The sequence below is a fragment of the Gluconobacter sp. P5E10 genome, from assembly GCF_018812145.1.
Lineage (GTDB): Bacteria > Pseudomonadota > Alphaproteobacteria > Acetobacterales > Acetobacteraceae > Gluconobacter > Gluconobacter cerinus.
Window position 1 is genome coordinate 466039 of record NZ_JACRVZ010000002.1, and the last position, 23789, is coordinate 489827.

The 23789-nt window shown below is 55.1% G+C and carries 20 protein-coding genes, 1 tRNA gene and 1 pseudogene; 15 read left to right on the forward strand and 7 right to left on the reverse strand.

Annotated features, from left to right (window positions below):
• Positions 1-156: 156 nt before the first annotated feature.
• From KP707_RS06100 to KP707_RS06110, 3 genes are all read left to right on the forward strand, one after another.
• Positions 157-1422 carry an AI-2E family transporter gene (locus KP707_RS06100; RefSeq protein WP_211495666.1) on the forward strand — a complete coding sequence of 422 codons (1266 nt, stop codon included), beginning with the start codon at positions 157-159 and terminating at the stop codon, positions 1420-1422.
• Positions 1423-1502: 80 nt separating this feature from the next.
• Complete coding sequence (gene gmk, locus KP707_RS06105) at positions 1503-2135, forward strand: guanylate kinase (protein ID WP_099211344.1); 633 nt, start codon at positions 1503-1505, stop codon at positions 2133-2135.
• Between the two features lie 181 nt (positions 2136-2316).
• Positions 2317-4935, forward strand: coding sequence for a TonB-dependent siderophore receptor (locus tag KP707_RS06110; RefSeq protein ID WP_211502464.1), 2619 nt, complete (start codon positions 2317-2319; stop codon positions 4933-4935).
• 46 nt (positions 4936-4981) lie between these two features.
• Here KP707_RS06110 and KP707_RS06115 read toward each other — a convergent pair whose 3' ends face one another.
• Entirely contained in the window at positions 4982-5755 is a 774-nt protein-coding gene (locus KP707_RS06115; protein ID WP_211502465.1) for an SDR family oxidoreductase, read from the reverse strand.
• A 131-nt stretch (positions 5756-5886) separates the two neighbouring features.
• Here KP707_RS06115 and KP707_RS06120 point away from each other — a divergent pair, with 131 nt between their 5' ends.
• A complete protein-coding gene (locus tag KP707_RS06120; protein WP_202206906.1) occupies positions 5887-6789 on the forward strand; it encodes a LysR family transcriptional regulator in 903 nt (300 codons plus the stop codon).
• Position 6790: 1 nt separating this feature from the next.
• Here the strand turns inward: KP707_RS06120 and KP707_RS06125 are convergent, their stop codons facing one another.
• Together KP707_RS06125 and KP707_RS06130 are read right to left on the reverse strand one after the other, a co-directional pair.
• On the reverse strand, positions 6791-7714 hold the full coding sequence (locus tag KP707_RS06125; protein ID WP_211502466.1) for a slipin family protein: 924 nt from the start codon (positions 7712-7714) through the stop codon (positions 6791-6793).
• Positions 7715-7716: 2 nt separating this feature from the next.
• Positions 7717-8172, reverse strand: a complete 456-nt coding sequence (locus KP707_RS06130; protein ID WP_252348835.1) for a GntR family transcriptional regulator — start codon at positions 8170-8172, stop codon at positions 7717-7719.
• 103 nt (positions 8173-8275) lie between these two features.
• Between KP707_RS06130 and hisG the strand changes: the two genes are divergently transcribed.
• Together hisG and hisD are read left to right on the forward strand one after the other, a co-directional pair.
• A complete protein-coding gene (gene hisG, locus KP707_RS06135) occupies positions 8276-8980 on the forward strand; it encodes an ATP phosphoribosyltransferase (protein WP_235271746.1) in 705 nt (234 codons plus the stop codon).
• The gene (gene hisD / locus KP707_RS06140) at positions 8977-10275 is read left to right on the forward strand and encodes a histidinol dehydrogenase (protein WP_211502468.1); all 1299 of its coding nucleotides are present in this window, start codon (positions 8977-8979) and stop codon (positions 10273-10275) included. Before hisG ends, hisD begins: the two co-directional genes overlap by 4 nt.
• A 14-nt stretch (positions 10276-10289) precedes the next feature.
• Here hisD and KP707_RS06145 read toward each other — a convergent pair whose 3' ends face one another.
• On the reverse strand, positions 10290-11849 hold the full coding sequence (locus KP707_RS06145; protein ID WP_215769406.1) for a DUF6311 domain-containing protein: 1560 nt from the start codon (positions 11847-11849) through the stop codon (positions 10290-10292).
• Positions 11850-12161: 312 nt separating this feature from the next.
• On the opposite strand from KP707_RS06145, the gene infA reads away from it, so the two are divergent.
• From infA to KP707_RS06170, 5 genes are all read left to right on the forward strand, one after another.
• A complete protein-coding gene (infA, locus tag KP707_RS06150; RefSeq protein WP_007282896.1) occupies positions 12162-12380 on the forward strand; it encodes a translation initiation factor IF-1 in 219 nt (72 codons plus the stop codon).
• 13 nt (positions 12381-12393) lie between these two features.
• The gene (locus tag KP707_RS06155) at positions 12394-13041 is read left to right on the forward strand and encodes a nucleoside triphosphate pyrophosphatase (protein WP_086633285.1); all 648 of its coding nucleotides are present in this window, start codon (positions 12394-12396) and stop codon (positions 13039-13041) included.
• Positions 13038-14081 (forward strand): ribonuclease E/G, encoded by a 1044-nt coding sequence (locus tag KP707_RS06160; protein WP_211502470.1) that lies wholly within the window; start codon positions 13038-13040, stop codon positions 14079-14081. The genes KP707_RS06155 and KP707_RS06160 overlap by 4 nt, the downstream gene beginning before the upstream one ends.
• Entirely contained in the window at positions 14078-14254 is a 177-nt protein-coding gene (locus KP707_RS06165; RefSeq protein WP_211502471.1) for a DNA gyrase inhibitor YacG, read from the forward strand. Before KP707_RS06160 ends, KP707_RS06165 begins: the two co-directional genes overlap by 4 nt.
• Before the next feature lie 61 nt (positions 14255-14315).
• Positions 14316-14391: transfer RNA gene (locus KP707_RS06170), tRNA-Phe, on the forward strand.
• A 126-nt stretch (positions 14392-14517) separates the two neighbouring features.
• Here the strand turns inward: KP707_RS06170 and KP707_RS06175 are convergent.
• Positions 14518-14949, reverse strand: a pseudogene (locus KP707_RS06175) (MgtC/SapB family protein); the annotation flags it as partial.
• 57 nt (positions 14950-15006) lie between these two features.
• Positions 15007-16941, reverse strand: a complete 1935-nt coding sequence (locus tag KP707_RS06180; RefSeq protein ID WP_211502472.1) for a glycoside hydrolase family 32 protein — start codon at positions 16939-16941, stop codon at positions 15007-15009.
• Between the two features lie 111 nt (positions 16942-17052).
• Between KP707_RS06180 and KP707_RS06185 the strand changes: the two genes are divergently transcribed.
• The 4 genes from KP707_RS06185 (at position 17053) to KP707_RS06200 (ending at position 22314) form a co-directional block, all read left to right on the forward strand.
• Complete coding sequence (locus KP707_RS06185; RefSeq protein WP_211502473.1) at positions 17053-18048, forward strand: bile acid:sodium symporter family protein; 996 nt, start codon at positions 17053-17055, stop codon at positions 18046-18048.
• Positions 18049-18158: 110 nt separating this feature from the next.
• Positions 18159-18923: a sulfotransferase family 2 domain-containing protein gene (locus KP707_RS06190; protein ID WP_249206578.1), complete on the forward strand. Its 765-nt coding sequence runs from the start codon at positions 18159-18161 to the stop codon at positions 18921-18923.
• Between the two features lie 196 nt (positions 18924-19119).
• Complete coding sequence (locus tag KP707_RS06195; RefSeq protein WP_086633326.1) at positions 19120-21648, forward strand: TonB-dependent receptor; 2529 nt, start codon at positions 19120-19122, stop codon at positions 21646-21648.
• Positions 21649-21807: 159 nt separating this feature from the next.
• The gene (locus KP707_RS06200; RefSeq protein WP_086633290.1) at positions 21808-22314 is read left to right on the forward strand and encodes a DUF892 family protein; all 507 of its coding nucleotides are present in this window, start codon (positions 21808-21810) and stop codon (positions 22312-22314) included.
• Between the two features lie 18 nt (positions 22315-22332).
• On the opposite strand, the gene KP707_RS06205 is transcribed toward KP707_RS06200, so the two are convergent.
• The gene (locus KP707_RS06205) at positions 22333-23778 is read right to left on the reverse strand and encodes a glycosyltransferase family 2 protein (protein ID WP_252348836.1); all 1446 of its coding nucleotides are present in this window, start codon (positions 23776-23778) and stop codon (positions 22333-22335) included.
• Positions 23779-23789: the final 11 nt, after the last annotated feature.

A 23789-nucleotide genomic window follows, 5' to 3' on the forward strand; every position in this document is an offset into this window, starting at 1 on the left:
AGGTTCGCCAGCAGGGCAGACCCCTACCAGCTCTGATCATTATTTAGTTACCTCTTCCCACTGGAGTTCAAGAGGGTTTTTGGGCAGAACACGCAACTGTGTCCTCTGTCAGGGCTTTTACCCTGACGTCACCCCTCCCCGCTTCAGGCGTCAAACATGTCCGGCTGTCCGACAGAGCCTTCCGCAGTTTCCAGCCAGAAAGGCTCTCTTCCGCCGGAAGAGGATGCATCCGGCCCAAGTCGACCCAGTCAGCGGGAAGGAGACGAGCTGCCAGATCCGACGCTCGACCGTAACATATTACGTCAGCACCTGAACGTCAGAGACATCTGCGTCCTGATCCTGACGATTCTGGCCGTGTTTTACTCGCTGTATTTCACCGCTCCCATCCTCTTGCCCTTTGTGTTCGCGCTGGTCGTCAACCTGATGATGATCTCGCCGATGCGCTTTCTTCGGCAGAAACTGCATCTACCCAAACATCTGGCTGCGCTGTTGCTCATCGTTGCCATGTTCGGTGTGGTTGGTGGAATTGCGACAACAATTTCTGTCCCTGCGGCAGGATGGATTTCCCGTGCTCCGCAGACACTGCCTGCTCTTCAAAGCAAACTGGCCGTCATGCGCGGACCGATTGAAGTCATGGAACGGGATTACATGCGGCTATCCGGCATGTTCGGCGGCTACAAACCCTCTGGTTCGCATGCTGTAGCGGCGCCAATCGGGGGGGAGAATGCCCTGAGCCGCCTTGGGACGTCCGTTCTCGCAGGCACCAGAGAAATTGCAGGCGGCTTCTTCTCCATGCTGCTGATGCTCTTCTTCCTCATGACGGAAGGAGACACACTGCTACGTCGGATTGTGGAAATCATGCCCACATTCCGTAAGAAGCGCCGACTGGTTCAGATCACGACCCAGATTGAACGGAATGTCTCGCTCTACCTTGCAACCATCACGATGATGAACCTGCTGGTGGGGCTTGCGAACATGATCCAGTGCTGGGCAACGGGCATGCCCAATCCCCTGCTTTGGGGGGTTCTGGCTTTTCTGCTCAACTACATCCCGATCATCGGCCCCTTGACCGGAATGGTGGTCTATTTCGTTGTGGGGCTTTTTACCTTTCCGTCCCTGCTTTATGCGCTGGTTCCACCTTCCATCTACCTGCTGATTCATGTGCTAGAAGGAGAAACCATCACCCCCATGCTCCTGGCCCGGCGCTTCACGCTGAACCCGGTTTTCGTCATGGGGTCTCTTCTGTTCTGGGACTGGATGTGGGGCATTTCCGGTGCTTTCCTGTCTGTCCCGATGCTCGCCGTTTTTAAGATCATCTGTGACCATATCGAGGTGCTGGCCCCCCTCGGCCACATCCTTGGCGGATCCCGCAGGCGGTCTCTCAGCAGCGCAATAACAGCACAGCTTCAGTCGGAAACCTGAGGAACATCTGGTCAGACAAGGGGTTTTCAGGCTAGAGGCAGCGACATTGTCCTGCCTCAGGAAACATCAAGGAGACCCTCATGATCCAACAGCCCCGACGCGGTGTCTGCCTGGTGATTTCAGCCCCCTCCGGTGCGGGTAAATCCACGATTGCAAACGCTCTGCGTGCGTCAGAGCCGTCGTTGAAGCACTCTGTTTCCGTGACGACCCGTGGACCCCGCCCAGGTGAAGTTGAAGGTGTTCATTATCACTTCCGGGATATCGAGGCGTTTCGCACGATGGCAGAGGCCGGCGAACTTCTGGAGTGGGCAGAAGTTTTCGGCCGCGGCTATGGCACTCCGCGTGCGCCTGTTGAAGAAGCGTTGGAAGCCGGTCATGACATGGTCTTTGACATTGACTGGCAGGGCCATCGCCAACTGAGAGCCGCCCTTCCTGCAGACGTCGTGAGCCTGTTTGTTCTGCCACCATCACTCGAAGAGCTGGAACGCAGGCTTCACAAACGGGCCTCTGATGATCCTGCAGAGATTGCAAAGCGCATGAAAGCCGCGCTGGATGAAATCTCTCACTGGGCGGAATTCGATCATACGATCATTAATTCTGATCTGGACACAGCTATTTCTCAGGCCAGATCAGTCCTGACGGCCGCTCGGTTGGCAACCAGACGGCAGAGAAATCTCTCCAATATTGTAGCGGCTTTCAACAAGACCGCCTGACATCTTCAAAAACTGAGTTTTCGGAAGGCCGCAATTTCCTGATTGCGGTCTTCATTTCTTTTCCAGAATGACAAAACATTTCGGTATCAGAATTTGCGTAGCCAGACGTAACGAGTTCGTTATGAATAATGACAGCAGCATTGGTGCTGCAGAAGGCCGTAGCTTATTGGGAGTCGACGGTATGTCATCAAGGCGTCTTTTTTTCCTCGCAACCACGTCTCTCCTGGCGTCCTCTGTTGAAACCCATGCTTTGGCTGCAACACCAACGGCAGCAACGGATACTCATCACAAGGTAGTACATCACCATACGCCTGCGCAGGCAGCGACCACACCCACGACCGTAAAGCGTCAGGCTGTGCAGCGTCGCGCTGCTGAAGGTGGCAATGAGAGCATGATTGTTACAGGCACACACGCCAGTAACAAAAGGGCTCGTGACAGCTCAAGCCCGGTAACAGTCGTGTCCGCCGCAACATTGCGACGGTCCGGACAGATGAATCTGGCAGATGCCCTGACCCGCACCTATGCTTCGATCAACGTTTCTGCAAAGGGAAGCGATACCGCAGCTCTTACATCCTCAATCCGGATGCGTGGCCTGAACCCGAACCAGGTGCTGATCCTGATTGATGGCAAGCGCCGCCACGTCACAGCCAACATTGTTCAGAACGCCGGACCGCAGTTCGGTTCAACGCCAGTCGATCTGAACATGATCCCGGCGAACATGATCGACCACATCGAAGTTCTGGAAGATGGCGCAGCAGCCATGTACGGTTCTGACGCGATTGCCGGTGTGGTGAACATCATCACCAAAAAGCAGAATCACGGCCTGAACATGTCAGCCCAGACCGGCGCGAACGCCTACAATGGCGACGGCTGGCAGTACCAGCTCAACGCTGACGGCGGCCTGAAACTTGGACATGATGGCTATATGCACATCAGCGGACAGGTTTATCATACGGATCACTTTGTCGCTGGCGCGAATGACCATCGCCTTCTTGGAAGCTGGCCCACTGGCGCGAACACCAACGGCTACTACACGGGTGTTGTTGCCAACGCTGTAAACGTGCCGAAAAACTCCAACAAGATCATGAGCACCCCCGAAGAAACCCGCGAAAATCTGGGGATTGATTTCGGGAAGCCGATTACTGAAAAAATCGATTTGTATGGGCAGGTGACCTACGCCCATCGTCATGCCGAAGCCATTCAGAATTACCGCGTTCCCAGCATTGCCCCGACGCTTTATCCCTCCGGCTTCTCTCCCCTCGAAGTCATTGATGAAGACGACTACGCCGGTGAACTCGGCCTCAAAGGGCATGATTTCTATGGCTTCGACTGGGATCTGAGCACGGTTTACGGTGCGGATCAGGACAAGATCAGCAACAAGAATACGGCCAACACCGGTATGCTGGGCTCTACCTGCAACAACGGCAACGTCGCCAATTATTCCTCCACCGGGTGTGGCTGGTCTCCCACGACTGTGCGCGCGCTGAACTACCGTAATGCCCAGTGGACCAACAATCTGGATTTCCGCCGGAAGATCAACATCTTCAACACCGTCCCGATGGTTCTTGCCTTTGGAGGTGAACATCGCCTCGAAATGTATGACATCGTCGCTGGTGAACCCGCTTCTTACGAGGTTGGCGGCACACAGGGTTATGCTGGCCTGCGACCACAGAATGCAGGCTCCTGGAGCCGAAACATCTGGGCCGCCTATATTGACGGCGATTTCCACCCTCTGAAGCACTGGGATCTGGATTTCGCAGGCCGCTTCGAGCATTACACAGATGTTGGCAATGCCCAGAACGGCAAGGTCTCCACACGCTACGACGCAACGCCATGGCTGGCGTTCCGCGGCACGATCAGCACAGGCTTCCGTGCCCCGACCCTCGCCGAGCAGCACTACAGCACGATGAGTGTGAGCCCGACCAGCGCCAGCGGCCTTCTGCCTGTCAGCTCCGCAGCAGCACAGATCCTGGGTGCCAGCCCGCTCAAGCCCGAATACTCCGTAAGCTCCAGTGGCGGTGTCGTCGTGGAACCGGTCAAGGGCTTCCACGTGGAGGCAGACGTCTATCAGATCAATCTGCGCAACCGCATTTCGCAAGGTGGAACCACGAAGGGTCAGGCGGCTGTCGACGCCATTCAGGCCATGGGTTACGCGCTGCCCGTCAACTCCTTCGATATCAGCAACGTCTCAGCCTATTACTTTGCCAACGTTGCCAGCACGCGAACACAGGGCCTGGACATCAAGGCGGACTACACGTTCCACCTGCGTCGCTACGGTAATCTCGCTCTCAGCATGGCGCTGGATCTGAACCGTACCCGCATGCATCATGTTGCCAGCGATACAAATGGCAACCCGCTGCTCAACGCGCAGACAATTGGGTACCTCACGACGGGCTACCCGCGGAGCAAGATCATCCTCAACGCGTACTACACGGTTGGGAAATGGGACATCAACGTACGGCAGACGCGTTACGGCGAGACCACCAGCATGATGACCTATCAGGACTGGACGCCAACCTCTGCCACCTGCGCTGCTGCCGGCGGGGCCGCCCTTCGTTACTCCAACACCTGCTTTGGCCAGTTCAAGAACACTCCGCGCTGGCTGACCGATCTTGAAGTCGGCTATCGCTTCAACGAGCACTGGCATGTGGCTGTTGGCGGTAACAACGTCTTCAACGTTCGTCCCCGCAAGCTTCCGGAAGAGCTGAGCTCCTACGGTGCCGCTGTCTATGACTCCAACTCTGCACAGGTGCCGATCAACGGCGGCTACTACTACGGCCGTATCAACGCGACATTCTGAGCCTGCAAAGGGCTGCCAGGGAGAAAACCCGGGCAGCCCTTTCTTCTTACTTCGTCGTGTATCCACCATTCACAAGAATGGTCTGACCCGTCATCCACCAGCCATCAGACACAAGCGTCCGGACAAAGGGGACAACATCCTCAATATCGGTCAGGCCGGTCTTGCTTAGAGCGGACAGGGCAGCCGCTGTCTTGTGATATGCGACGGCATCCGCACCTTCCTGCCCATAAAAGAAGGGCGTATCCATTGGCCCGGGACCAATCGCATTCACGGAAATGCCTCGTGCACCGTACTCTTTGGAAGCAGCCCGTGTGAAATGCTCGACGGCCGCCTTGCTTCCTGCATAGGTGGCGTAGAACGGCGTGTAAGCTCCCAGAAGTGACGTAACGAGTGTCAGAATCTTGCCGTTGTCGTTGAGATGTTCTCCGGCTTCTTTGATGAAGAAAAAAGCCGACTTCGTGTTCACGTCGAACATCTCGTCGAACTCCTGCTCAGACGTCTCTGCCATCGGCTTCTTGAGTACTTTGCCGACCGTATTGATCGCAATATCCGGCCGACCAACCGCAGCCACAGTGTCAGCAAACAGCTTGGTGTTCCCGTCAGCTGTTCTCAGGTCCTGCTGAAAGGCGACGGCCTCCACGCCCTGAGCTTTGAGAGCCGCGATCGTTTCGTCCGCATCGGGTTTTGTCGCTGCACTGTTGTAGTGAATGGCGATGGCCCGAGCCCCATGAGCCGCAAGATCCCGAGCGATCAGGCCGCCAAGGTTCTTGGCGCCTCCAGCAATAAGAACCGTTTTTCCTTTGATACTGTGATCTGTCATGATCCGGTCTCCGCGTTTTTGAAATGGAACGCGCAGGCTACCGTCTGACGGAACACAACAAAGGCTGTATTCCTGACCACACCTGTCAGGAATCACGAACAAACTCAGGGCCCTGCTCTGCGGAGATTTTTTTGGACCGGATCGACCTCTTCCGCATTTTCACCAGAGTCGTTGAAACCTCCAGTTTCACACGCACGGCTGACATGCTGAACATGCCACGTTCGACCATCTCCACAGCCATTCGTGATCTGGAAACGCGCGCAGGAACGCGTTTGCTCGCCAGAACCACACGCGCGGTCTCTCCCACTCAGGACGGACTGGCTTTTTACAAGCGGTGCCTGCGCGTCATCGGAGAGGTGGAGGACATTGAAACGCTGTTCCGGAAAGACCGTGACGGCCTCAGCGGTGTCGTAAGGGTCAATATGCCGGGCAGGATCGGGCGTCTCATTGTTGCCCCGGCTTTACCCGATTTTTTATCCCGTCACCCTGGCTTGTCCGTCGATCTTGGCGTCACAGACAGAGCCATCAATCTGGTGGAAGACAGAGCGGATTGCGTTTTGCGTGTAGGGCCGTTGCAGGATTCCGGTCTCATCAGTCGCAGGATCGGAGAACTCAATCTGATTAACGTCGCGAGTGCGGCCTATCTTGACCAGTTTGGCTGCCCTGCCCACCCAGATGCCCTGAACGATCATTACGTGGTGCGATATGCATCCCCCGTTACTGGCCGACCGGAAGAATGGGAATGGCAGGAGGGCGGAGAGACCAGAACCGCTTCGCCACCCAGTCGCGTGACGGTGGATAACGCTGAAGCCCTCATTGCCTGCTGCCTGGCCGGGCTGGGTCTGATCCAAATTCCGGCCTACGACGTGCAGCAGCACATCCAGGCTGGAGAGCTCGTCAGCGTGATGCCTGAATGGTGCGCAGAGGCTCTGCCCATGACCATTCTATATCCACACAGGCACTCCGCTGGTGATCGTGTGACAACATTCGTGGACTGGCTGGAGCCTCTCATCAAAAGCCACGTTCTGACGTGATTCAGGCTGATGGTACTTCAGAATCAGTTTGCGTTGCAGCCTGCACGGCCGCAGCAAAGGCGGTCGCACTGCCCATCGCGTCGGCCATGGTGGTCGGCATCAGGATGGTCGTTCCACGGTTTTTGTTCATCTCAAAAACGCGGTTGATCTGAAGAATCTGCAGGGCAATCGGTGAGGCTTCATATGTTTTGGCTGCAGCCGCGAGCTCCACAGCAACAGCACGTTCGGCGCTGGCGAGCGTAACACGCGCTGCGCGTTCCCGTTCTGCCTGCGCCTGACGGCTCATCGCATCCTGCAAATTATCTGGCAGCTGAACATCACGGATCTCAACGGCCTGCACCGTAACTCCCCATTCGCGCGTCTTGACCTCAATCAGGTCCCTAAGCTGGTCATCAATTCTGCGACGATCCTCCAGCAACACAGCAAGATCAGAGCTGCTGACCACCTCACGCAGGGTCGTCAGTGCCACCATGGACACGGACCCCTCGTAGTCATCCAGCTCCGTGATGGCGCGGAGTGGGTCATGAACCATCCAGAAAACAACAGCATCCACATCTACCGGCGTCGTATCACGCGTCAGGGTTTGCCGCGTATGCACCGGAACCGTCCTGATCCGCTGATCAACCACTTCGGTGACCTGATCTACAAAAGGGATGATGAGAAACAGCCCAGGTCCCCGCAAACCCTGAATTTTACCGGCGCGCAAGACCAGAGCACGCTGCCAGGAATTGCACATCTTCAGAGACAGAAGGACGAGAACGCCCAGCACCACGCCGATGATTGAGAAGGCGAGGTTAAAGGTCAGAGCCTGTAAGCCCCCACCGGCCAGAATACACCCGAAAGCCAGTGCAATAGACACCGAATTGACAGGAAGGCCATTGCTGCGCCGCGACACGGACGACGGAAGTGTTGGATACGAAATCATGACTATGCCTTTCCGGCGCCGGTATCTGGCGCAATTGTGGGCGAAGACGCTTCAAGAAGGTGCTGCATGGCTTGGAGAAGCGCGTCTGGATCGAGCCCCAAGGCATGGCTCCGGGCGATTGTTGCCGCAGCGAGATCCATGAGCTCTCCCTTCTTTCGATCAATATCGGCCGATGGAGGATGCTGGCTCACAAAGCTGCCTCGCGCCCGATATGTCTCGATGGCACCCAGCCGTTCCAGTTCCGCGTAAGCACGCTGCACAGTGTTGAGATCAACCCGAAGATGAACTGACAACGCCCGCATCGTGGGAAGCTGGTCTCCCGGAGAGAGCAGACCAGACCCTATCGCTGTCAGGATACGCTCCCGCATCTGTGCGCGCAGGGGCAGGCCACTCGCAGCAGAAAGGGGGGTCGGAAACAGCAATGTCTCTATGTTTGCAGACATGCATACAAGATGCATCGATATGCATCCTTCCTGTCAAGAAATTTTGGAAGACCGCCGCTTCGTGATATGCGCTGCTGTTCTCTTTTCATTGGCTGCGGACAGCAAGGACAGACGCCCCATGACAGCGCCTCAGACCGGAACGGACACTTCTGACCGAAGCGGTTCTCCGCTGATCCTTGCCCTTCCAAAAGGGCGGATTCTCAAGGCGTTAGCCCCCGTTCTAACACGAACAGGCATCGAACCCGATGCGGACTGCCTTCAGGAAAGCAGCCGTCGGCTGCGATTTGGCACCTCCTATCCAAATCTGGATGTTGTGCGCGTCCGTTCTTTCGACGTCGCAACTTTCGTCGCGTATGGTGGAGCGCATATTGGTGTCTGTGGCGCAGATGTCCTGATGGAATTCGACTATCCAGACATTTACGCACCGCTTGATCTCGGAATTGGTGGCTGCCGAATTTCCGTGGCGCGCCCCAAAACCGTCACTGAAGATCCGGCAGCGTCCCAGTCACGCCTACGTGTCGCCACGAAGTATCCGACCATTGCACGACGTCACTTTGCGTCCCGCGCCGTGAATGCAGAAATCGTGCACCTGAATGGTGCCATGGAGCTTGCGCCGACCCTGGATCTGGCGAGCGTAATCGTGGATCTGGTTGATACAGGCTCCACTCTCCGTGCCAACGGCCTCATGGAAACCGAAACCATTGCCCACGTCACAAGCCGCCTGATCGTCAATCGCGTTGCGCTCAAGACGCGCCCTGAAGAGATTGGCGCATTGATCGAGCGTTTCCGGGCAGCCCTCAACACTGAGGGAGCGTCAAAATGAAACGTCTCGACACCCTGAGCGCCAGTTTTGAAAAGGATCTTGCGAACCTTCTGGCAGATCGCAGCAGTGACGAGCGCAGCGTTGCGGAGCCTGTCCGGGCCATCCTGGCTGATGTTCGTCAGCGCGGAGACGAAGCGCTCTGTGACTATACGGCCCGCTTTGACCGCCTGACTCTGCCTGCTGAAAAACTACGCATCAGCGCGGAAGAAATTGCCACGCAGGCAGATCTTGTCCCGTCAGACCTGATGGATGCTCTCAAAACTGCTGCCCGGCGTATTGAAGCATTCCATGCTGCACAGATGCCAAAGGATCTGGATTTCACGGACGACGAAGGAATCCGGCTTGGCATGCGCTGGACGGCTCTGGATGCCGTGGGTCTTTATGTGCCCGGCGGAAAAGCCGCTTATCCCTCCTCGGTTCTAATGAATGCCCTTCCCGCGCGCGTCGCCGGAGTGCGACGCGTAGCCATGTGTGTTCCATCTCCCGATGGAGTGCTGAACCCTCTTGTTCTGGCAGCGGCCCGTCTCTGCGGCGTGGAAGAAATTTATCGGATCGGCGGCGCACAGGCTGTGGGCGCCATGGCGTATGGAACAGAACTGATTGCTCCGGTGGACCGGATCGTCGGTCCAGGCAATGCGTTCGTGGCAGAGGCCAAGCGACAGGTCTTTGGCCATGTTGGCATCGACAGCATCGCCGGGCCTTCGGAAGTTGTCGTTGTGGCAGATGGGAATAATGATCCCCGTCTGGCAGCAGTCGATCTGCTGGCACAGGCTGAACATGATGAACAGGCACAGGCCATTCTCATCACCACGGATGCCGCGTTTGCAGATGCAGTAACGGCGGCTGTCCAGACAGAACTGGAAACCCTTCCCCGTACCGCTATCGCGGCCAAAAGCTGGGAAGACCATGGTGCAGTCATTATCGTTCGGGATCTGGATGAAGCCGCCCGGATTGTGAACCAGCTTGCTCCTGAACATCTTGAAGTGCTGCTCGACGAACCGCGTGCCTTCAGTGCGAAAATCCGCCATGCAGGGGCCATTTTCATGGGCCGCTACTGCCCGGAAGCTGTCGGCGATTACGTTGGTGGCCCTAACCACGTTCTGCCCACAAGCCGCACGGCCCGTTTCGCATCAGGGCTTTCTGTGTTCGACTTCATCAAACGCACAACGACCATTGAGGCAGATGAAGCCGGACTTGAAAAGATCGGCCCCGCGGGTGTTGCTCTCGCACAGGCGGAAGGGCTGGATGCTCATGCTCTGAGTCTTTCCCTACGTCTGGGCCAGATCAAAAACTAAGTGTTCGCCCGCCCTTACGAGGGCGGGCAAATCTTTAGGCCGTCTAAATCCTGACAGTGCCGATTGGCTGCAGGCTGCAATCCGCCCACATAAATTTCGAGCGTCCCCTCCACCTGTTTGGCTTGGGGCCTTTCTCTGCCACATGCAAAATCTTTAGGTGGGCGGGACAGGTAGAACGTATTGATCGGACGGTTTTTTTCGGCAGAGAGCCGAAAAACAGTCATAATCCGATCGGCATCCGGGCCGTAGAGATCCAATCCACAGCCTGCAACGGGGTAGAGCGCTACCTGCTGCGCGTCCCCAATCAAACCTGTCAAAGACCTGGTAACGCCCGTAACAGGAAAATCGGCCTTCCACAGGTCATGTGCCTGCGCGCGTAACGAGCGGGTGTCCAGGAATTGCAGCAAGGCACAGACAATCAGCAGGCTGCCTCCGACCCTTCTCGGTATAAAGCGGGATAGACGGATTGCCGCGATCAGCAGGCCATATCCTACAGGCCAGAAGCATCGTCCACTTGCACGAAAAACGTCTGCCAAAGGGGGCGACAGGGCTATGTGCCAAAGCCGGTATGAGCCTGCATATCCCATGTTGGAAACAGCGTAGAGCGCCATAATTCCAAGGAAAATCGACAGTCCGGCATGCCGCCGCATCGCGCTCAGAAGTTCGCGCCTGCAAAAGACCACATCACAGAGCAGAAGCAAAAGAAGCCCTGCACCGAGATAGGAATAGCCCTCAAAAGACTGGGTCTCCATGCCGTAATGCAGCGCAGGAATAAACGCCAGCAGATCGGAATGCATGGGCCAGATGGGCGACAGCAGGTTCATGGAGAACAGGCCATACCCGCCAGCGCCTTGAGCATACCGGAAATATCCCAGCACCTCGCTGACGATCAGGACCAATACAATTCCAGCCCCGCATGAACAGGCTACCTCACGCCACGCCTTAGCCCTCCGAAACAGAAGCGTCAGAGCTGCTGCCGCAATGGTTCCAGAACCCAACAGCATCAGGATCGGATGAATAAGCAGGCAGATCACAAGAAAGATCGGCGTCAGCCCCAAAGCCCACTTTTTCCCCCGCACAAGGGAAAAATAAAACGCAAATGCCAACAGAAGAAGGAATTGCCCCATCAAACTGAGATGAATGATACGTCCCAGAAAAAATGGCATGCAGAGAGCCAGGATTGCTCCGGACATCAACGCCGTAAAACGCCATTCACCCGCAGCGGACAGCGCCAGAACCATAGAGACCGGCTGCATGAGGAAACAGAACACCAGCCAGAGCCTGTAAGGTACAAATCCGGCGGGCAGCAGAGCCACGAACGGTTTGAACAGTAACAACAGTAACGGTGTACTGTCTGTCATTGCTACGCTGGCACCCCGAGGGGTCAGGAGCGAGTGTGTGTCCAGCAAAGGCCACTGCCACGCATCGCCCAGGAAATACCGCTGCCCAGCGACGGCCTGGATTCCGTCCTGGAAAACTGGAAAACGGCTTAGACTATCCAGCGGGACAAGATGCAGGCCCTCGCCCAGCCCCATGAGCACGGCAAGGACCAAAGCCCAGACAATCGAAGGCACCGCTCGCACCCACTCATACCTTTTCGCCACGCATGTCCTCGCCTGCGGGGCGGAGCTGTCAGAAGCCGTCCCGCTTTTGTTTCATATTACCGAAGCACCAGCCCATTTCTGCCATTTTCATACCCGGTGCCATGGACAATCGGTATGTCTTGTGAAAAGTCCACAATCATTTCGGCCAAAAACATCAGAAAAACCGCGTTAAGCTTGACCTTTTGCCGGACAGTCCGCACATAGCGGAACTGGATTTTCAGGCTCCGATCGGGGCCACTGCCATCCGCAGACCTTTACCCTGTCCCTGAAGCAAGGATTCCCATGTCCAAAGAAGACCTTATCGAGTTCACCGGCACCGTCATGGAACTGCTGCCCAACGCCATGTTCCGTGTCACGCTCGACAACGAGCACACCATTCTCGCCCATACGAGCGGCAAGATGCGCAAGAACCGTATCCGCGTTCTCGCTGGTGACCGCGTAAACGTTGAAATGACCCCATACGACCTGTCCAAGGGCCGGATCACGTTCCGCTTCAAGTAAGAGACTGCGGCGTATGCCCCTTTCCCAGTCTCCCGTGCCTGAAAACGGCATGACAGATCGCCCGGCGCTTGTTCTGGCGTCTGCCTCTCCCCGACGTCTGGCTCTTCTGAAGCAGATTGGAATCGTGCCTGATGACGTCATCGGCACAGATGTGGATGAGGAACCGCGCCCCGGTGAACTTCCCCGCGCGCTGGTCCAGCGTCTTGCCCGAGCGAAAGCTGACCATGCAGCCGCACAGCGTCAGGATGCAGCTCTGGTGATCGGTGCGGATACTGTCGTTGCGGTTGGACGACGCATTCTCCCCAAGGCGGAGGATGAACAAACTGCACGCGCGTGTCTGCGGCTGCTTTCAGGCCGAAACCACAAAGTGCTGACCGCAGTGGCTCTGCGTCCCACCTCTGCCTGGCCGGACGGTGTGGCCAATGAGCGCCTTGTGGAAACGGCCGTCACGTTCCACCGGCTGACTGACAGCCAGATCGACGCACTGATCGCCAACGGAGACTGGCAGGGCAAGGCTGGCGGCTACGCCATCCAAGGGGCTGCCGCAGCTCATATCCGGCAGATTGGCGGCAGTTATTCTGCTGTTGTGGGTCTTCCGTTGTTCGAAACCGCACAGCTTCTGCGCGGGCAGCCCCGTCGTCAGGGTGGGTGGATCGCGTGATCGAGATCCGCGCCGCCTGCTCTCCGGGCGATGTGCGGATTGCGGTTACGGACCATGAGACCCTTCTGGATGCGGCCATTTGGCGTCCCGGCCTTCCGGATGGGTTTGATGACTGGCATATTGCGCGCATCCAAACGGTCGCTCCCGCATTGGGCGGGGCCTTTGTCACACTCCACAACGGAGATAATGGCTTTCTGTCCTGCCGGGATGCGCTGGTTCAAGGAGAACTGATCTCCGTCCGCGTCAGCCGCTCCGCACAGAATGGCAAGGGCCTGCGCCTGCGTAAAGCAGAGTCTGTGCCGGATATGCCTGTTGCACCGACGCTTCTGGCATGCGGCCCTTCACCACTGGAAGAGCTGGCAGACCGCTATCCTGACGCCCCTCTGTACGTTGATGCGCCAGGTATTGCCGCGCGCCTTCCGGCCCGACTGCGCCCTCGGTTTCAGCGATGCCAGCAGGCTTTTGACGACACGCTGGAAAGCGATTTTGACGAACTTGGCTCCGAATTTGCAGATCTTGGCCAACTGACAGCCAGTATCTTTCCCACCCCCGCACTGATCGCCATAGACCTGGACAGCGCCAGCGCTCCTGACTTCAAGGGAAACGTTGCAAGCTTTCCGGCCCTGGCGCGACAGATCCGCCTCCGCAATCTGTCAGGGACGCTGCTGGTTGATCCCGCAGGCGTTAAAACCCGCAAGAGGCCTGCCCTCGTCAGCTTTCTGCGCGATGCCCTGTTGGATGATCCGTTAAAGTCGCAAGTGCTCGGGGCCACGCCTTCCGGCCTTCTGGAAATCACTCGCCCGCGGCGCAGACCTCCCTTGCATGAGCTTTTGTCCTCCCCACATGGGAGGGCGCTGTCAGTGCTCCGCACCATTTTACGAGAAGACCGCAAGGGTCGCACTCTGACAGCATCCATTTCTCTCATCAGGGCTCTGGAGAACGATCCGGAAGCCCTGAGTGACTTTACTTCCCGCCGGGCCGCTCCTCTGGAGTTGGTCATGGATCCAAACGCATCCCCCGCAAGCTGGAGCCTGTCATGAGTGCCACCTGCCCTATCTGCAATCGCCCAACGGAACCGGCTTTTCGGCCCTTCTGCTCACAGCACTGTGCAGACATTGATCTGGGGCGCTGGTTCAACGGTAACTACCGTGTTCCATCCTTCAGGCAGGATAATGAAGAAGACTCTGAAGAATATCCTCATACTGAGGGTTGATCCCAAGCGAATCATCAGCTAAACCCCGTTTCCGCAGCGGGTGTCTCACCTTAAGCCCGGTGCCCAAGTAGCTCAGTTGGTAGAGCATGCGACTGAAAATCGCAGTGTCACTGGTTCGATCCCGGTCTTGGGCACCATTTTTCCCAGAAAATAAAAAAATCTGTTTGTGCTAAGCCTTAAAGCCTAGCTCGTCTTAGCTGCGCCGAGACTCACGAACAGAGCCGTCATTCCTGATCCACTGCATCAATCTGCGGCGGCAGGCGCCGATCAATCCATTTCACCAGAACTCTCAACACCGTATTGGCACCGAGAATAAAGACGGTCAGCAGAGCTGCCTCTGCAATCATATCACACCCTGTGCACGCACCGATGGCGGCTGAGCACCAGAGTGTTGCCGCAGTGTTCAGGCCCCGCACATTAGGGCCATCTTTCATGATGACGCCGGCGCCAAGAAATCCGACACCTGATACCACGTAGGCAATCACGCGAATGGCCGAGACATCTCCGCCAATACGCTCTGCGAGATCTACGAAAGCAGACGCACCAATCGCGACCAGCGCGTTGGTGCGCAGCCCGGCGGTCCGTTGGCGGAACTGACGTTCCGCCCCGATCAGCGTCCCAAATACAAAAGCAGCCAGATAGCTTCCGAACGTATCCAGAAAGGAGTGCGCATCAAAGGTCTGGGTAAAATGCATTGTTACTCTTTCTCTGCCTGCCGTGTATCGCGGTTCAGAAGCCTTGGCTGTTTGCGATCATACGGCGGTCGGACGATCCATGGTTTTCCGCAGAGGATACAGACTGAGATTTTCGATGGTTGCACCAGCGTTTGTCGCCTGAAGACTGAGTGTATCCAAGGGACTTGCAGGAAACACCAGAGCTGTCCCGACCGACAAGCCATCATTGATGAAGATTTCGAGCGCACACGCGTCCAGAACCAGTTTCAACGAGAAACGTCGGCTGTTTGCCGTTAGCGGTGTGGAAAACCTCTCCGTGAAAAATGGCTGCGAAAAGCCATGCAGATCTCCGCGATCCAGCCAGAGCTGAGCTGAAAATGCGTCAAACCCGATAGAGAGAGACTCTCCCTGACCGTTGGAGAAGACAATCAGGAAGCGACCGGCTCGTCCCTTGTTGCCATCAGGTTGAGGGTTTCTGCGCTCATCCACGGTTACCGTCAGAGAAAGTTCAATAGCCTGTCCTGTGGGGATGGAGACCTGAACGCCGCTCTGAGCAGCAATACGTTCAACCCGAAAGGGAATCTGCTCGCCTCTCAGCATTTCCAGTCCTCGAGGACGCTGCACCAACCGTAGCCAGTTCATATCGTCCCGCCTGAGCGACAAGGTTCGCGGAAGGGTCATAAGACCGCGCCAGCTTCTGTTCGGAACCTCTTCGCAATACTGCCAGTTCCCAAACCAGGCGAAATAGACAGCTTCATTGCGCAGCATGTTTTCATAAACCTGCATGGCGTAGCTGTCTTTGGCGAAGTCCGTCAGACCTATGACCGTATTTTCGGGGATAAAGCGCTCACCGTCGAAGTCACCTACAAAATACTGCGTGACACTTCCGCCCTGAGGTCCACCGGGATTGACTGAAACGAACAGAACCCAACGGGACGTCTTCCCCTCATCCTCAACCTGCAATTCAATAAGATTGGGACATTCATAATCCACGCCGAACAGACCTGCTGGCCCGAAATCACTGAGATGCATCCAGTGTTTCAAATCAATCGATCCGTAGAAGGCCACCCTGTGAGCCCGCGCCTTCACGACGACCATGACCCACTTTCCACTGGGTTGGTGCCAGAACACTTTCGGATCGCGGAAAGAGTTCAGCCCGATATCCAGAACGGGGTTGTGCTCGTAGTCGATAAAGCGCTTACCGCCATCTGGACTCCAGGCCAGATACTGCGTCTGCTTCTGGGGTGTAGCACGCGTGTAAAGAGCGACCAGACCACCTGGCATGGATGGTAACGGCGGCACCGAAGGAGCCGCTGGCGGAAGTTCAGCTGTTGTCGGTGGATCAAAGACATGTCCGAAGGGAGCATTCGTCCCCGGACCAAGAACATCCATGTTTTCCGGCGAAAATGGCACATCTGACGTGGCTTTGGTCAAGCCCGGAGCCAAGGCCTCAACTGCCGCCTGCGTTGCCGTCTTGGGAGCGGGTGGAGTGTCCCCTTGCGTAGGGGAGCTTGCCTTCGGGGGGAAAAGACCAGAATCATTATTTCGGTCCAGAACCACGCACCCTGAATACGCCTCGCCAGCGGCTGTCTGATCAATCGCGATAGGTTGATCCTGCCACGTGTATAAATCCGTACTGATTGCATGCCCCCAGTGCACCTGACCCGCATAGGGGGCAAAGGGGTCGTACTGGTAATAGAGATGATACGTCTGCCCGTCGAAAATCAGACCATTGGGATCATTCATGAAGCCGGTTTGTGGCGAGAAATGAACCGTGGGGCGATAGAGATAGTCACTTTGCGTTCTGACAACGGGCTGGCTTGCTATCCCCGGATGATTGCCCGGCTCCTGATGGGAATTGCTGGGTTCATCGTGATGAGGAGTCATTGCAGACATCGGCGTTTCCTCGGCGGCTCTGGCAATCCGGCTACTGCCGACAGCAGCTCCTGCGGCTAGAATGCTGGCCAGAGCCGTGCGGCGCCCGAGTTCGGGCCTGTCGTTTCGATCTGTCATACCTCCACCATACAGGAGGATGCTTAACCCGGAAGCCTTTCAGGAAAGCGCCCGTCTTCAAAAAGAGGAAGGACATTGCATGTCCGTTGCGAATACGCACATAAGGACGTCATGAAGCGCTTAGACCCTTTCCTGATGGCCCTGATCTGCGCGATCGTCCTGGCCTCCGTCCTGCCCTGCCGCGGGGAAATGCAACATATCCTGCAGCAGGTCGTCACGGTTCTCATCACCCTGATGTTCTTCTTCCAGGGGGCCAAACTTGAGCGCCATGCCATTATCGAAAGCGTGCGTGACTGGCGCCTTCAGGGAACGGTTCTACTCTGCACATTTGCTCTCTTCCCGCTTCTTGGCATCGGGCTGCATCTGCTCTTCCGCAATTTGTTCCCGAATGCGCTGTTCGGAGAAGATCTGTGGGCTGGCATTCTTTTCCTGTGCTGCCTGCCTTCAACCGTTCAATCCTCGATTGCCCTGACTTCGATTGCACGCGGCAATGTTCCTGCGGCCATCTGCGCAGCCACTGTGTCGAATATTGCAGGTATTGCATTGACCCCGCTTCTGACAGGCATTGTCCTTGGTCACGTTGGTGCAGGTCACTCACCCCTTGAGAGCGTTCTGGACGTTGCCAAGGAACTGCTTCTTCCGTTCATTCTCGGGCAGATCCTTCAGAAATGGATTGGCCCGATTGTCAAACGCCACAAATTCCTGATTTCGTTCACAGATCGTGGCTCCATCGTCGTGGTCGTCTACACCGCGTTCAGTTCAGCCGTTGTCGAAGGCATCTGGCACCGCGTTTCACCGCTTCATTTGCTTGAGGTGGCGCTGCTGGACAGCTTCATGCTTGCGCTGGTGCTGGTGGCCTCGCATTTCATGGGCAAGGGCATGAACCAGTCCACGGAAAACAGCATCGCGCTTCAGTTCTGTGGTTCAAAAAAATCGCTGGCTTCTGGTGTTCCGATGGCGAGCGTTATCTTTCCCTCTGCCTCGGTAGGCATCATTGTTCTGCCCCTTATGATCTATCACCAGATCCAGCTTTTCACCTGCACGCTTCTGGCCCGTCATTATGGAAAACGCATAGGCCTGGAAACGCATTCAAACCCTCATTCCTGAGCTTCATGACAAAGCTGTTAAAGAGGTTTCTTTTTGTCACGAGGTGGTCTTTGACCCCTTTGGGTTCGTAGACCAGTGTGGCCCCAGTTTGAAAACCGGAGCTACAGAATATGCCGTCATACTCGACCCTGGTTCAGGAAAAAATTCCTGAACCGTCGGTACTCAGGCCTGTACCAGACGGCATTCCACAATCCCTTCTCTGCCGACTTTTCCGCGTTCAGCAATTCAATGACATTCACGAACGAGCTGCTGAACTGCATCTGCACCTGCCCTTGGGCAAAAAGCGCTTGAAACGTCTGGAATGTATTCGAAGTGCTGGTGCACTGTTTATTCATGTTCCCAAAAATGGCGGAACATCAATCTGTAACCAGCTTTACGGCTGTTCCATGATGCATCAGACGTTCCGATACTATCGCCACGTCACACCGGAGCTTTCCAAGGAGTTGCCGAGCTTTGCCATTTGGCGCGATCCGGTAGAGCGATTTGTTTCTGCTTGGGCGTTCGCAAGAAAAGGCGGCACTTCGACAGTCAAGATCCACCCTTCTGTAAATGCACTTTACCGCTCATTCCACACGCTGGACGATGCCATCACACATGTGGAAAGCCAGTCATCTCCATATGACGTAGACCACGTCTTCCGCCCGCAGGCCTGGTACATTTGCGGAAAGGACGGACAGCTTGAGGTGGATAACCTGTTTCCTATGGAACAAATTGCGCAACTGCCCGAACTCGTTCCAGCCATGCGGGGCCACGTCATCCCACACCTGAATCAGAACCCGCACGCAATCGAAGTTACGGCACTACAATCCGCAAGCTCTACCAGCAGGATGAAGCGCTGCGCCCGTAACGCCAAGAATAGACAAAGGGAAAAATAGGACCCTTTTCTCTAAACTGTCACAAAGCATACAGCTATCGCTCTATAAATAGCCCCGGAAAGACTGTGTTGTTGCGAAATTACCATACACCCTAAATGTCATAGTGTGACTTACATGATCTGATTGAAGATCACTGCAAACCATGGTCTTTCTCGGCCGAACCAAACCAACCTGGCCGAGAAAGACCCCACAGACGATGCGCCTTACACGCCTCCTCTCGACCTCAGCGCTGATCGCATTTGGCACACTGCCAGCATTTGCAGCGCCTGTTTCAGATACGAAACATCAAAATCAAAAGGCTCATCCAAAGACGGAAGTAGCCGCCCCATCCATGATGGGTAATACGGCTCCGACGGACGTGCACGAAGAGCATGTCTCCGTCAGCGGTCGACATTCTTTCGACGGCGTAACACGTCGCGCCGTTGGCGGCGGTCTGATGGAGAAGCAGGACAGCGCAAAGTCTGTGTCGGCCGTCTCGCGTGACTTTATCGAGAAGCAGGTTCCGGGCGCTGACCCGATGCAGTTGATTTCCCTGCTCCCGGGTGCAAACGTCTCTTCAACTGATCCCGCAGGCCTCTCTGGCAGCTCCATGAGCATGCGCGGCCTTGATTCCTCACAGATCGGCTTCACCCTTGAAGGTTTCCCGATCAACGATATCGGCAACTTCGCCGTGTATTCGCAGGAAATCGTTGATTCCGAAAACCTTCGCACCGTTCGCGTTGCCCAGGGTTCGGCAGATCTGGATAGCCCACACATCAGCGCCACAGGCGGTGTGGTCGACATGTATATGATCGACCCGAAGATGAAGGCTGGCGGCGCATTCGACGTTTCATACGGCTCATACGATTACACCCGTGGCTTCCTGCGGCTCGACACAGGCAAGATTGGTCACACCAATCTGCGTGCCTACTTCTCCGGGTCTTATGCAACCGAAGGTGTGAATAACAGCGATGCTACGCAGCGTAAGCTGCACGCGGAAACGAAAATCGTAAACGATTGGGGTGACGGGAACCGCGTCTCTCTCGCGATCGTGGGTAACCGTCTTTACAATTATCTGACACCAAGCGTGAACAAGGCATCCTGGAATGCCTATGGTCGCGGCGTTGGAAACCGTTACGTTGCACCATGCTCCAATAACGCAACGTGTACCCGTGCCGATGGCACGACGTATAAGAATACGACTGGCGCAACGATCTCCAACACGGTTTGGAACTCGTCTTACAACACGAGCGCGTCCGACAAGGGCGTTTCGTACTATCAGTTGCACCAGAATCCTTTCACCAACATCTATGTCAGTGGACCTTCCACCTTCAAGTTGGCTGATCACCTGGTTCTGACGGAAACACCGTATTTCTGGTATGGCGAAGGTAGTGGCGGCAGCGCATACAGCACTAACCTGAACAGCCTCAGCTACGGTACCACCAAGGTTACAGGTAGCATCAACGGGCAAAGCGGAACGCGCACCCTCTACAACCCGTCCATCACCAAAACCTATCGCCCGGGTGCAACCACGAAATTGACCCTCACAACAGGTGCAAACCGCCTGATGGTTGGTTACTGGTTCGAATATTCGAAGCAGTCACAGCAGGGCCCTTACACAGGCGTCGGTGAAGACGGTAATCCTTGGGACATCTGGGGCAGCGCAGAAAACGTTGTTCTTTCCAACGGACAGACATACCAATACCGCAACACGCTAACGCAGACACGCGTCCACACGATGTTCATTGGTGACACCTTGTCACTTCTAAATAACAAGCTGACAATCGACGCTGGTTTCAAATACGCGATTGTACTTCGTACTGGCACCAACATGCTGCCCAACACGTCCACGGGCCGCAATATCAGCCAGACATACAAGGAACCGCTGCCAACCTTCGCAGCTCGTTACCAGATCAATCCGGAAAACCAGATCTTTGTGTCTGCTGCGACCAATTTCCGTATGCCAACCAACTATGCGCTGTATGACTCCGGCGCCTATTATGCTGGTTCCGGCTACTCAACGCACGCCAACACGAACCAGAAGCCAGAAATCTCGATTTCTGAAGAAGTGGGCTACCGTTACACTGGCCCAACCATTATGGGCTCTCTGACGTATTTCCATTACGACTTCACGAACCGTCTGATGTCCACCAGCCAGTGCATGGACTCTGCATGCACGAATTACTACTCCACCAATATCAATGCTGGCGGTCAGACAACAAACGGTGTGGATGCTGAAATCGGAACGCGCCCGATCTTCTATCACCTACGTCCGTATGTTTCCTTCGAGTATGTTGATGCCCGTCTGGGCAGCAACCTGCAGGCAGGCAGTGGTACAGGCATCGACTATCTGCGCACCAAAGGTAAATTTGCTCCAGAAACACCAAAGTTCCAGGCTGCCTTCAACCTTGACTACGATGACGGCCACCTCTTCGGTGCCTACAACCTGAAGTATGTTGCCAAGCAGTATTCCACCTTCATGAACGACCAGTCCATTCCAGGCTATGTCGTCATGAACGTGAATGTTGGCTACCGCTTCAAGACCATTGGCTTCCTGCAGAGCCCGAACATCAAGCTGAACTTCTCCAACATTACAGACAAGGCATACCTGGGCTTCGTGAAGGGCCTTCAGACCAATGCCAAGCCGACAGTTGGTATTTTTGGCAAGACTGTCAGTGCTTCTGTCCCCACCTACGCCATCGCAGCTCCGTTCTCTGCTATTGCGAGCGTCAGCGCCGGTTTCTGATCTTCCGACCAGATATCGCTTCGTACAGTCCTCATGCCAGTCTCTGGTATGAGGACTTTTTTTGTACCCCACGCCGAATTTTCATCATGACGTTGACAGTTTAGGCGTCCTGCACAGATATAAGCCAAGACCCCGTCGTCTTGACGCTAGAGGAAACCCATGGCTGGCAGAACAAAGTCCGCAGAAACAACAGCACTGGATATTTATCTGGAGCGGTTGCAGGACCATCTGGCAATCGAGACCAAAGCCATCGAGACCGTTCTTTCAGAGCTTCCATTCTGCGAGCGCTATGGAAGTGTGAGCGCCCAGATGGAACAGGACCTTATCCTGCGTCGAAAACATGTCAGCGACATCACGGCCCTTCTGAGCCGACACGGCCGGCAAACGCCCGCAGCGCATGAGACCGTTTCTTCCATTCTCAGCACTGTTTCCAGTTTATTGAGCACCGGAGAGGAAAGTAATCTCCTCAAAAACGTACTCACCGACGTCAGTTACCGCGCTCATCAGATCGCATCTTTGAATATGCTGGCGATCCTTGCAGACCGCTTGGGTTTCAGCAGCGACCTGTCTCTTCTGGAGCGGCTTCGCAATGAGGAAACAGCTTCGACTGACAAGCTACAGCAGAATTTGCCAGTTATCGTGGCGCAATATCTCGCCAATCACTAAAAACATAGTCCCCCCTCTTCAGTCAGGCAGGCCGTAAACCTGAATCTGACTGAAATGCAGGTATGTCTTTTCACCGAGGATTGTAATCCTTACAAATCTTGCTCGGATACCTTCTGGGGTCACCCAAATGTAGGGGCTCCCGTCGGCACCACCGAAAATCTGTCCGTCTTCCTTACGATGGACTTCGGTCCAAGCCTCTCCATCAACTGAAACAGAGATTGCCAGATTGTTTGCACGCTCTAATGCAGTATCAAGTCGATTAAACAACCGCACTTCATGAACGCTTACTTTTCCCTGAAGATCGACCTGCCACCACGGGTCTTTTTCTTCAGCAGTATGGTGCGCAGGGAAATTACCGATTTGTCCTGAGAGTGGGCCTTCTGCGTCATCCTCTGGAGAGATGTCCAAAAGTGCTGAAGACTGCGTAGCGGTGCATCCCTCTGACAAAAGCGCCCACATTGAAATCGGAAAAACGCAGGTTACACGCGCATCAGATAATTTTTTCCAGTAATCGGCTAGATAAGTGTCGTGAACAGCATTTGTCATCGAAAAGAAGCTTTCGCGCTCTGACTGCGTCATTAACCTCCAAGTTTTTTGACTACTAAAGTTTCCGACAATGCTCCGTTTCGCACGGATTTCAAAGTCCTGCTCAGACTTGATATTATAATGAGCAATAAAGGCGATATCTAAGATAGCGCGATTCCGCTCTTTTCCCTTAAGATATGCCCAAGCATTTTCAGGAAAATTGTCATAATAACTAAACATTGTCTCTCCCAAAACATTTGTTGCCTTGAGATCTTGAGCTACCGTCATCAGGTTATGATGAATCGCTTCTTGTGGGTTTTCGAAGATGGTCTGATAAGGAACTGCCGCTGACCGCACAAGGATCTTTGTAAGCGGCGTTGCTCCGTTCTCGCGGCGCGTATAATTGGTCAGGACGGAACCTTTAGGTCGAATTTTATGCCCATTATTTCCAAAAAATGACCAGTTGAAATAAAGAGCATCATTCTGCGGGAATTTTTCAAGAAATTTTTCGATGTTGTCGCAATCTCTCAGACACAAAAACTCATCGACATCTAGAAACATATGCCACTCTGTCTCAGTCGAGTAGTGGCGTAAATAATGAAAAAACATCTGAAACTGGGCACCGACAACCCCATAGTGAACAAATGTCACTTTAGGATTAGGGCCGACAGTTAAAGGAAGAACTTCATCATAAAGTTCGCTTGGGTCGTCATCATTGCAATATATGTAGACGTGCTCAAACCCTATCGAAAAATGATAGGTAAGCCACTCTAAAATATAGGGTGTTTCCCACCGTACCGTGGTCACAAGAGAAAACTGATGCTTGGGAGTGGGTCGTTGTCCTCCCCCAGCAATCACTTCACGAGGTGCAGTACCGTAGGCTGTCCAACTATCCATTGATCCGGCATAGGGTGGGTTGTCTTGCTTCGTCAAGGCCATCTTCCAAAACA